Genomic DNA, 10,069 nt, shown 5'->3' on the forward strand with positions numbered 1-10,069 from the left:
CAAATCCAAACATTCTCTAAAGACTTACTTGATTAAAACGATACAGCTTGATGGACGTAAAAATTGAATCTTCATGGCGGGAAGAGCTTTCCGGCGAATGGGATAAGCCGTATTTTGTGGCTCTGACCGATTTTGTCAGGCATGAATACCGCAATGGCGCTGCGCCGGTATTTCCTCCTGCCGGTAAAATCTTCGCTGCGTTTGACAGTTGTCCTTTTCCGGATGTTAAGGTTGTGATTCTCGGTCAGGATCCCTATCATGGACCGGGTCAGGCCAACGGGCTGTGTTTTTCGGTAAATGAGGGCGTGCCTCTTCCACCTTCGCTTGTCAATATATTTAAAGAGGTGAAGGATGATCTTGCGCTTGATGTCGTGCCGAGCGATGGCGATTTATCGCGTTGGGCGCGGCAGGGAGTTTTGCTGCTCAACTCAACCCTCACAGTCGAGGCTCATCGTGCCGCGTCGCATCAGGGACGAGGATGGGAGACGTTTACCGATGCTGTGGTCCATCGTCTGAATGATGACCGCGACGGGCTTGTTTTTATATTATGGGGCAGCTATGCCATCAAGAAAGGTGCATTTATCGACCGTAGCCGTCATATGGTTATCGAGTCGGCACATCCGTCGCCGCTGTCGGCTTACCGCGGATTTTTTGGCTCTCGCCCTTTCAGTCGCGCAAACGACTATCTTGCAGCACAGGGAAAGACCCCTGTCGACTGGAGATAACATTTAACATTCTCTAAGATACAATGAAGCATACACTTGAATCGCGCATTGAGCGCGCCCGTGAATTAAGAAAACAGGGCTATACCTGTTCGCAATGTGTTGTAATGGCCTTTGACGACGTGCACAATCTCTCGGAAGAGGCTGTTGCTGCCGTATCAATCGGTCTGGGCGGTGGAGTAGGAGGCCAGCATCAGGCTTGCGGCACTATTACCGGAATGGCTGTCGTAAGCGGATTTATGGTTTCCGGCAATCCGTCGGATAAACAGAAGGTATATGCCTCGATAAAGGATATGTGCTCGCGTTTTGTAGCGAAGAATGGCTCTATCGTATGTGGCGAGCTGCTTGCCGACAGGGCAAACCGCAAGCCGTGCATGCAGTATATAGAGGATTCTGTAGAGATACTGCATAACGCTATTGAAGCAGGCGGCAACTGACATAGACGGATGATGTGGCGTATAACACATTTTGCGGTTATTGTGCTGGCGTTCATGCTGTCGGGCATAGGTGTGGTATGTGCCGAGGATACGCGTACATGTGCTTTTGATTCACGTGTCGGAGCCTTGAAAGTCCATCCGGCCGGTGCCGACATGCTCCCTCCGGTAGTAAGGCTTGGCAGCGGACGCTCTATCGAGGTGTCGTTTGACATAATCAGCGATGACCGCCTGTATCTGCGTTATACCCTTGTGCACTGTAATGCTGACTGGCAGCCCGACGCGCTTGTGGGAAGCGAGTATCTTGACGGATTCAATGACGCTGAGGTAGAGGACTGGGCATTCTCCGGAGCCACTACCGTGCCTTATGTGCACTATCGTATCATGGTTCCCGACAGGAATATGAATCCTCTTCTTTCCGGAAATTATCTGCTGAAAGTGTATGAGGACGGGAAGCCTGACGACATATTGCTCCAGGCCCGTTTTTCAATCGAGGAGGGTGCGGTAGGTATTTCGGCCGAGGTGTCCGGTGTTACTGACATTGACTACATGCAGGCCCACCAGCAGTTGGAAATCAGTGTTGACGGTGGTGATATGCTTAATATGGAGGATATCAACAACCGTCTGATTGTGAAAGTGAGGCAGAACGGGCGCGAGGATGATACGCGTACCTTGCAGCGCCCGCAGTATGTCGACGGGCGTGGCAGCAACGGTGGTGTATGCGCGCATTATACCCATATGCGTCCTTTGATATTCAGCGCCGGCAACGAATACCGGCGTTTTGAGACGGTGTCGGTCGACCATCCGAACATGGGTGTCGCCCAGGTGGTTTATGCCGATCCTTACTATCATTTCCGCCTGGCTGATGATTCACCGCGGCGGGAATATACCTATGACCGCACCCAACAGGGGCGCTATCGTGTGAGGGAAATAAATTCGGCCGAGCCGGAAGTTGATGCTGATTATGTGGTGGTGCATTTCACACTTGCCATGCCGGAGCTTGCCGACAGCGATATATATATCGACGGCGATTTGACAAACCGCCGCCTTGACTCCGCCTCGCGCATGCGCTACGACAGTGATGCCGGTGTGTATCGGCATGCCATGCTTCTGAAGCAGGGGAGCTACAACTATCAGTATCTGGTGGTGCCGCGCGGACAAGGTTCGGGCCGTACGTCGCCGGTGGAGGGTGATTTTGCCCAGACTGCCGACGAGTACCGTATCGACGTATATTACCGGGCTCCGGGGGCGCGCTACGACCGTCTGCTCGGGAGCCGTACCGTAATGTCAATACAATGATGGAAACAAAAGAGGAAGAAGTAATAATGCTACAGATTCAGGATACATTGGTGTCGCTTGACCTCGCAGAGCGTTTTTTCTGCTGCGACCTTTCGAAATGTATGGGTGAATGCTGCATCGAAGGTGATGCCGGCGCACCAATTACCCGCGAGGAGTATGAGAAACTTAAAGAAGTATTGCCAGTAGTGAGCGATGATCTCACTCCGGCAGGCCGCAAGGAGATTGAGGAGCGCGGTGTGGGCTATGTGGATGAAGAGGGCGACCTCGTCACTACGATTGTCAACGGGCGCGACTGCGCGTTCTGCACATACGGCCCCGGAGGCGTTTGCCTGTGTGCCGTGGAGAAGGCTTATCGCGAGGGCCGTATTAAGGATTTCCGCAAGCCGGCATCGTGTGCCCTATATCCGGTACGTCTTACAAAGTACCCGTCGTTTACTGCTGTGAATTATCATCGCTGGAAGGTGTGCCGTGCCGCCGAGGTGCTTGGGCGAAAGGAGGGGATACGCCTGTATCAGTTCCTTGAAGGTCCGCTTACCGAATATTTCGGAAAGGAATGGTATGACGAACTTAAATTGGCCTGCGAAGCATATCTTGAAGAGTATGGCGGCTGAGTCTGATGAGGTTTCCTACGTTCCGGTAGTGTCTCTTTACGAATCGGACTTGGTATATGCCGGCACGACTTTCCGGGGAGTGACTGTGGCCGATGATTCGTACTCAGGATTTTCGCTTTGTCACTATGTAGGCGATGAGGCCTCCCACTGGCAGCAGTGCAGGGCTGAGCTTGCATCGTGGCTCGGCATATCTGAGCATAATATTATTGTGCCAAGGCAGACACACAGTGCTCGTGTGGCTTTTATCGATGACATGCCTGTCGACGACCGCGATATTGACGGTGTCGATGCTGTGGTCACCACACTTCACGGAGTAGCTGTAGGGGTAAATACCGCCGACTGCCTGCCTCTGCTGCTTTGCGATGAAAAGGCTGGGGTGGTGTGCGCGGTGCATGCCGGTTGGCGTGGTGCTGTCGGCGGAGTTGTCGGCAATGCATTAGACCGCATGGTGCTGGCCGGTGCTTCTCCGGGCGATATTCATGGGTTTATCGCGCCTCATATCGGGGTGTGCTGTTTCGAGGTTGGCGAGGAGGTGGCGTGTCAGTTTCATCCTGATGATGTCGTATATCATCAGGATGGTGAGAAACCTCATGTAAACCTTTCTGGTGCGGTTACACGGATACTCGTATCAAAGGGTGTGCCAAGAGAGAATATAACCGATATCGGAGAGTGTACGCGATGTCGGAGTGACCGGTATTTTTCAGCCCGCGCCCGGGGTGTGGCCTCGGGGCGTAATTTCTCATTTATTATTAAACAAGCTCTAAAAAAATAAAATAGATGATAGTCAGAATCGACAGTCTTGATGCCGATGGTGTAGAGGTATTCTCTTCTCTTACCGAGGCCCAGTTGCGCAACCGTCTTGACCCTGCGCAGGCGATGTTTATCGCCGAGAGTCCCAAGGTTATTGATGTGGCTTTGAATGCTGGCTACGAGCCTGTGTCGTTATTATGCGAGGAGCGCCATATTGCAGGCGATGCTGCGGGTATTATAGCACGCTGTGGCGATGAGATACCTGTATACACCGGCAGCCGCGAACTGCTTGCGGCTCTTACAGGATATACGCTTACGCGCGGTGTGCTGTGTGCCATGCGTCGTCCGGTTGAGAAGAGTGTGGCCGAGGTGTGTGCGGGAGCGTCGCGTATAGTTGTAATCGACGGGGTGGTTGACACGACCAACATCGGCGCTATATTCAGGTCGGCGGCCGCGCTCGGTATTGATGGAGTGCTCCTTACTTCTACTTCGTGCGACCCGCTCAACCGCCGCTCGATACGTGTGTCGATGGGTTCGGTATTTCTTGTGCCATGGGGATGGCTACCTGCCGGAGGGTACCGCTGTCTACAGGAAATGGGATTCAAGACAGCGGCAATGGCACTGAACGATAATTCGGTAAGTATCGATGACGGGGCTTTGATGGCTGAGCCGCGTCTGGCCATAGTGATGGGCAGCGAGGGTGACGGCCTTCCGCAAGAGGTGATAGACAGCGCTGATTATGTGGTGAAAATACCTATGTATCATTGTGTGGATTCGCTCAATGTCGCGGCTGCATCGGCAGTGGCTTTCTGGCAGCTGCGCAAGCGCTGAGATATGTTTATGCGCAACTGCTTTCGGGAGCTCTTACTGCTGTTTTAGCGGACATTCGCCACGTTGGGCGAAGTATTTCCATAGCGGCGCTGCCATGAGGGATTGTTTGATACGGTCGTTGATTAGAAGCTGCTTCACCTCGTCGGGGTCAAGTACGTGCACGTTGATGTCCTCTGTGGGATCGAGATGTTGCTCGCCTATGCGTTCCACGCCTGTGGCGATGTAGCAGTAATTCAGGTTGTTCATGCTTGTGGGGTTGGCACTGAGCACCATGCTGAGTTCCCATTCGCCGCCACCAAATCCGGTTTCTTCGGCCAGTTCGCGTTTTGCTGCGGCGAGAGGTTCCTCTCCCGGGTCCACGCATCCGGCACATAACTCCATGAATATGTCGTCGAGACCGTGGCGGTACTGTTCTACGAGCACCATCTTTCCATCGGTGGTGATGGCTATGATATTTACCCAGGCAGGATATTCGAGCACATAGAATTCATCTTTTATTTGCCCGTCGGGCATGCGCATTTTGTCGCATCTGGCGGTAAGCCATGGCCGCTTTATTATGTAACGGCTATCGATAGTGGTCCATTTCTCCATGTCTGACAGATTTTGACACATACGCTCAGGGACGTGCGGTATTTCCGGACGTCCGAGCGTATGTATTGTGTTAGGTCATTTTACACTATACTCGCCGGCAGTACGTGCCATATGGTCGCGTGTGAGAGCGAGTTTGCGTTCAAGAAAATCGCGTTTTACGGAAAGCATGCGGCGCTCTTTCATGAATGAGGCCAGTTTCCAGCTTTCGGCAATCGAGCGGCGGTCGTTGGCCGAGAGCGGGGTGGAATAATTTCGCTCGCCTTTGAATATGAGTTTCACCGTGCCGGCAGGGGCTGAGTTGTTGAGCCAGTATCCGAGAGTATCGCAGTCTGCGCCGATAAATGTTATCATCTCGGTGCCTCCGGAGCGGTAGTTGCGTTCGCCGTCGTAGGCTACAGAGGCCGAAGCGACTTCTCCGGTGGAGCCTGCAAGAGCAATCGAGGTGTGTTTTACCGGCGATGCGGTCAGGGATGAGAGTATTTTGTATTGTCCGGATGGCTCTACGCGGCCCTCTACACCGGTGCGTGAGAACAGGTTGGACTTGGCATACTGCTTTATGACGAAGTAGTCGTAGTCTTCTCCAAGCGAAGGGTCATGTACAAGCTGGAACTGCGGCATTATGGAGTCGATGCGGTAGGCGACGTATGCCGAGAGGGAGTCGGTCTGTTCGATTTCGCGTATGATGGCTCCCTCTTCCACTTTAGGACGCAAGGCCATGGCCTGCCGCTGGATGTCAATCTGTGCGGGATATTTGCTTTTAATGGTGTCGAGCAGTTCGAGCGCAAGACTGAAATCTTGTGTGGTTGCGGCACTGTCGGCCTGTTGCAGGAGTAATGAGGCTTCCTGCTCTTCTTTTGCCGATGAGCCGGAGCATGATGTTGCTAACATTCCGGCCGATATTATGGCCGATGCGATTGCGGTAATGAATAGCGGTTTATTTGCTGCGTTGTACATCTTTTACGCCTTTTACGGTTTTGAGTTTCTTGATTAAAGTGTTGAGGGCGGCAGTGTCGCTGACACCAACGCCGAGAAATCCCTGGAAAATCCCGTCGTTGCTGTCGATTGATATGCTGCGCAGGGTGGTAGAGGATTCTTTGTTGATAATAGAGGTAATCGAGGTGATGATACCGATGTCGTCGTTGCCGATGATACGCAGTGTGGCTCCGAACTGCTCGCCCACTTTGCCTGACCAGCGTGTCGGTATGAGCCTGTAGGGATAGCGCGACCGGATGTTGGCGGCGTTAGGGCAGTCGTTGCGATGGATTTTGATGACGCCTTCGGAGGATATGAATCCAAACACTTCGTCGCCATAATTCGGGTTGGAGCATGTCGACAGCCGGTTGTTGACACCTTTTATCCCTTCGCCGATTACGAGCACATCAGATGAGCTGCCGGTATCGTCGGGGACTGTGGGTTGTAGCTGGAATTCTTCGGCCGATATCTTGTCGGCTGTGATTTCGGCCGGACGGTCGATAGCCGCATATTGTTCGATTACGTCATTGATATCGAGCTGCTCGGCGGCAATGGCATTGAAGAAGTCGGTCACGGTGCGGAATCCCATCTTTTTGATGAGTTTCATCAAGGTGGCCTCCACAAGGTCAATCTTGCGGTTTTTAAGTCGGCGTTCGAGTAGCTCTTTACCGAGCGCTGAGGCTCGGTTTTCCATCTCGTGGATACTCTGGCGGATGCGGTTGCGCGCTTTTCCGGTCACGACAAACGCCAGCCAGTCGATTTTGGGCACCTGCTGTGTGGATGTCATTATCTCCACGGTATCTCCCGAGCGGAGTTTGTAGTTTATCTTCTGATTGCGCCCGTTGACCTTTGCGCCGGTACACGACATGCCAAGTTTGGTGTGGATATGAAACGCGAAGTCGAGCACCGTTGCTCCATAAGGTAGCTTGAAAAGGTCGCCCTTGGGCGTGAACACGAATACCTCTTTGTCGTAGAAGTCCATACGCATGTTCTTCATGAGCTCCATCGGGCCGGTCTCGGCTGTTTCGAGGATATCGCGTACATTGTTCATCCAGGCATCAAGTGACTCTTCGCTCTTGATACCCTTGTATTTCCAGTGGGCTGCAAGTCCTTTTTCGGCGATGAGGTCCATACGGCGTGTGCGTATCTGTACTTCCACCCATCTGTCGCCCGGACCCTTTACGGTGATATGGAGCGACTCGTATCCGTTGCTTTTAGGGATGCTTAGCCAGTCCTTCATTCTTGAAGGATTCGGCTGGTACATGTCGGTGATGAGCGAGTATGCCAGCCAGCAGTCGCTCTTCTCTTTCTCCTGTTCGGCGTCGATAATGATACGTATGGCAAACAGGTCGTAGATATGCTCCAGGTCTGTTTTCTGTTTTACAAGTTTGTTCCAGATGGAATATATCGACTTAGTGCGTCCCTTGATTTCATATTTCAGGGGGGTGGCATCGAGTTTTTCCTTTATAGGAGCTATGAATTCTGCTATATATGCGTCGCGGCTCGCTTTGGTCTGGTTGAGCTTGTGGGCAATGTCGGTATATGTCTGTCGGTTGGTGTATTTGAGCGACAGATCCTCAAGCTCGCTTTTGATGGAGTAAAGTCCGAGACGATGGGAGAGGGGGGCGTACAGATAGTTGCTCTCGTAGGCCACGTCGTGGACCATTTTCTCATCGGGATGATGGTTGATAGCACGCATCATTGCGAGGCGGTCGACAATCATTATTATAATCACACGTATATCCTCGGCAAATGTAAGCAACAGCTTTCGGAAGTTGTCGCTCTCCATTGCCGCCTGCCTGGCATACAGTGTGGATACTTTAAGCAGGCCTCGTATGAGCCGCGCTATGTCATCGCCCCATTCCTTTACAAGCTCTTTCTCTTCGATAAACTCGCTTTTGCACAGTATGAAAAGCAGTATGGCCAGCACCATGTTGCGGTCTGGCGAAATCTTTTCGCACAGCAGTAATGCTGTGCTGAGATTATGTATTATGGGATTTATGCCGAAGCGGTCGCGCGGGCAGTGCTGTTGTTCGATACCTTCGGCTATAATCATGCGTACTCTCGCCACATCGTCGGGTAGGGTGATGTCGCGAGTGAGCCGAAGGAGGCGTCGGGATATGTCGATAAGCCTCAGGCGTTCGTCGTCAGTGAAATATGCGTTGGGCATTTCCGTGGGTGTCAGGTGTTGTCAGTGTTGTTGATGTCGGCCAGTTCCGATGGTGTCATGGTAGGGAGGCGGTTGAGTTCTTCGATATAGTCGAGCAGTTGAGTCCTGCCGCGTCCGTCGTGGCTCGAAGTATAGAACACGGGTGGCAGTTCCTCCCAAGTCTCTCTCAGTCGGTCGAGGTATTTACCGGTCACAATCTTTGCGGCAGCCGACGACATTTTGTCGAGCTTTGTGAATACAATGGCAAACGGCACTCCGTTTTCTCCGAGCCAGTCCATGAATTCGATGTCGATTTTCTGAGGATTGTGGCGCGAGTCTACGAGCACGAAAAGACATGTCATCTGCTGTCGGTTGAGGATGTATTCCTCGATAATGCGCCGTATCTGGCGCTGCTGCTCTTTGCCGCGCTGGGCATAGCCGTAGCCGGGAAGGTCGACGATATACCATGACCCGTTGATCAGGAAATGATTGATAAGCGTGGTCTTGCCGGGAGTCGACGATGTCATCGCCAGCCCCTTGTGGCGGGTCAGCATATTGATCAGCGAGGACTTTCCGACATTGCTTCGGCCTATGAATGCATACTCGTGGTAGCTCGTGGCGGGACATTTCTTGACGTCGGAATTACTGATCTCAAATTTCGAGGATGTTATGTCCATAGCTTCTGTATTTTATTTTTGTAAAGATAGCACTTTTGGATGATACTTCAATAACGATTTTCATGTTTACTAAGTTTATGCTTGCGGCAGATGGTGTTACATCGGAATATGCTTGATATGGCATGCATCTCGTTGAGGCCAAAGTTATGAATTATGTGGAAAATTCATAACTTTGGGTACGGGAAGAGAAAAGCAGGTGTACTCCCCCGGATATTATTCGCTACATTTCAAAGACATAAAATATGGGAACGAGCAAGACGCGTGAGAGTGTGTTTCGGTTCAAGCAGTTTGAGGTGGCCAACTCGCTGAGTGCAATGAAAGTCGGTACCGACGGTGTGCTGCTTGGCGCATGGGCGCGTGTACCTGATGCCGTCGGGGTCAAGGTGCTTGATGTCGGCACGGGCAGCGGGCTTATCTCACTTATGCTTGCGCAGCGTTTTGGCAACGCTGATATCACCGGAATCGATATTGTAGAGGAAGCATGTGTGGAAGCGCGGTTAAATGCCGACGCATCGCCATGGGCGCGACGTATTGCCATAGAGTGTGCCGGTTTCAGTGAGTATGCCGGGCGAGGCGTGTGTTTCGACGCCGTAGTGAGCAATCCACCTTTTTTCAAGACTGAAATCAAGGCGTCGGACAGAGAGCGCATGCTTGCACGTCATGGGGCCGGACTGGACTACAGATTGATAATGCAGGCATGTGCGGCCGGGATGTTGTCGGCCGACGGAATATTGTCGATGGTGTCTCCGGCCGACCGTCAGGATGATATAACATTTGATATGGAAATATGCGGGCTCAGGTTATCGCGTCTGACGAGAGTATTCACCAAGCCTGGCGCACAGGCTCCTTCACGGCTGCTCTGGGAGATGCGAAGGGATAAAAAGACGTCGCCGCCCGTAGTGGAAAATCTACTGATAGGCAGCGACGCATATAAGGCCCTTACGGGCGATTTCTATCTTTAGAGCTTGTTTAATAATAAATGTTGCCGCCAGGGTCGTATAGCTTGAGACGATTTTCGACATGTGACGAAGGA

11 protein-coding genes are annotated in these 10,069 nt (G+C 52.2%); 7 read left to right on the forward strand and 4 right to left on the reverse strand.

Going from position 1 to position 10,069, the window contains the following annotated elements:
• Positions 1-50 precede the first annotated feature (50 nt).
• Genes ung through K2I50_RS02310 form a run of 6 tightly spaced genes read left to right on the forward strand, consistent with a single transcriptional unit; the run spans position 51 to position 4,647 of the window.
• On the forward strand, positions 51-725 hold the full coding sequence (gene ung, locus K2I50_RS02285; RefSeq protein WP_301024633.1) for a uracil-DNA glycosylase: 675 nt from the start codon (positions 51-53) through the stop codon (positions 723-725).
• Positions 726-748: 23 nt separating this feature from the next.
• The gene (locus tag K2I50_RS02290; RefSeq protein WP_289754480.1) at positions 749-1,159 is read left to right on the forward strand and encodes a C-GCAxxG-C-C family protein; all 411 of its coding nucleotides are present in this window, start codon (positions 749-751) and stop codon (positions 1,157-1,159) included.
• Positions 1,160-1,168: 9 nt separating this feature from the next.
• Positions 1,169-2,455, forward strand: a complete 1,287-nt coding sequence (locus K2I50_RS02295; RefSeq protein WP_301024634.1) for a type IX secretion system plug protein — start codon at positions 1,169-1,171, stop codon at positions 2,453-2,455.
• Between the two features lie 26 nt (positions 2,456-2,481).
• Positions 2,482-3,066, forward strand: coding sequence for a DUF3109 family protein (locus tag K2I50_RS02300; RefSeq protein ID WP_301024642.1), 585 nt, complete (start codon positions 2,482-2,484; stop codon positions 3,064-3,066).
• Positions 3,056-3,838 (forward strand): purine nucleoside phosphorylase YfiH/LACC1 family protein, encoded by a 783-nt coding sequence (locus K2I50_RS02305; protein ID WP_301024635.1) that lies wholly within the window; start codon positions 3,056-3,058, stop codon positions 3,836-3,838. Before K2I50_RS02300 ends, K2I50_RS02305 begins: the two co-directional genes overlap by 11 nt.
• Before the next feature lie 5 nt (positions 3,839-3,843).
• The gene (locus K2I50_RS02310) at positions 3,844-4,647 is read left to right on the forward strand and encodes a TrmH family RNA methyltransferase (RefSeq protein WP_301024636.1); all 804 of its coding nucleotides are present in this window, start codon (positions 3,844-3,846) and stop codon (positions 4,645-4,647) included.
• A gap of 33 nt (positions 4,648-4,680) precedes the next feature.
• Here K2I50_RS02310 and K2I50_RS02315 read toward each other — a convergent pair whose 3' ends face one another.
• From K2I50_RS02315 to yihA, 4 genes are all read right to left on the reverse strand, one after another.
• Positions 4,681-5,238 carry an NUDIX hydrolase gene (locus K2I50_RS02315; protein WP_301024637.1) on the reverse strand — a complete coding sequence of 186 codons (558 nt, stop codon included), beginning with the start codon at positions 5,236-5,238 and terminating at the stop codon, positions 4,681-4,683.
• A gap of 75 nt (positions 5,239-5,313) precedes the next feature.
• Entirely contained in the window at positions 5,314-6,192 is an 879-nt protein-coding gene (locus K2I50_RS02320; RefSeq protein WP_301024638.1) for a hypothetical protein, read from the reverse strand.
• Positions 6,173-8,380, reverse strand: a complete 2,208-nt coding sequence (locus K2I50_RS02325; protein ID WP_301024639.1) for a RelA/SpoT family protein — start codon at positions 8,378-8,380, stop codon at positions 6,173-6,175. The genes K2I50_RS02320 and K2I50_RS02325 overlap by 20 nt, the downstream gene beginning before the upstream one ends.
• Before the next feature lie 11 nt (positions 8,381-8,391).
• Positions 8,392-9,036 (reverse strand): ribosome biogenesis GTP-binding protein YihA/YsxC, encoded by a 645-nt coding sequence (gene yihA, locus K2I50_RS02330; protein WP_301024640.1) that lies wholly within the window; start codon positions 9,034-9,036, stop codon positions 8,392-8,394.
• A 242-nt stretch (positions 9,037-9,278) separates the two neighbouring features.
• Here yihA and K2I50_RS02335 point away from each other — a divergent pair, with 242 nt between their 5' ends.
• Positions 9,279-9,998, forward strand: a complete 720-nt coding sequence (locus K2I50_RS02335) for a tRNA1(Val) (adenine(37)-N6)-methyltransferase (protein WP_301024641.1) — start codon at positions 9,279-9,281, stop codon at positions 9,996-9,998.
• The last annotated feature ends 71 nt before the right edge of the window (positions 9,999-10,069 follow it).

The organism is Muribaculum sp. (genome assembly GCF_029051885.1).
In the GTDB taxonomy this organism is placed as follows: domain Bacteria; phylum Bacteroidota; class Bacteroidia; order Bacteroidales; family Muribaculaceae; genus Muribaculum.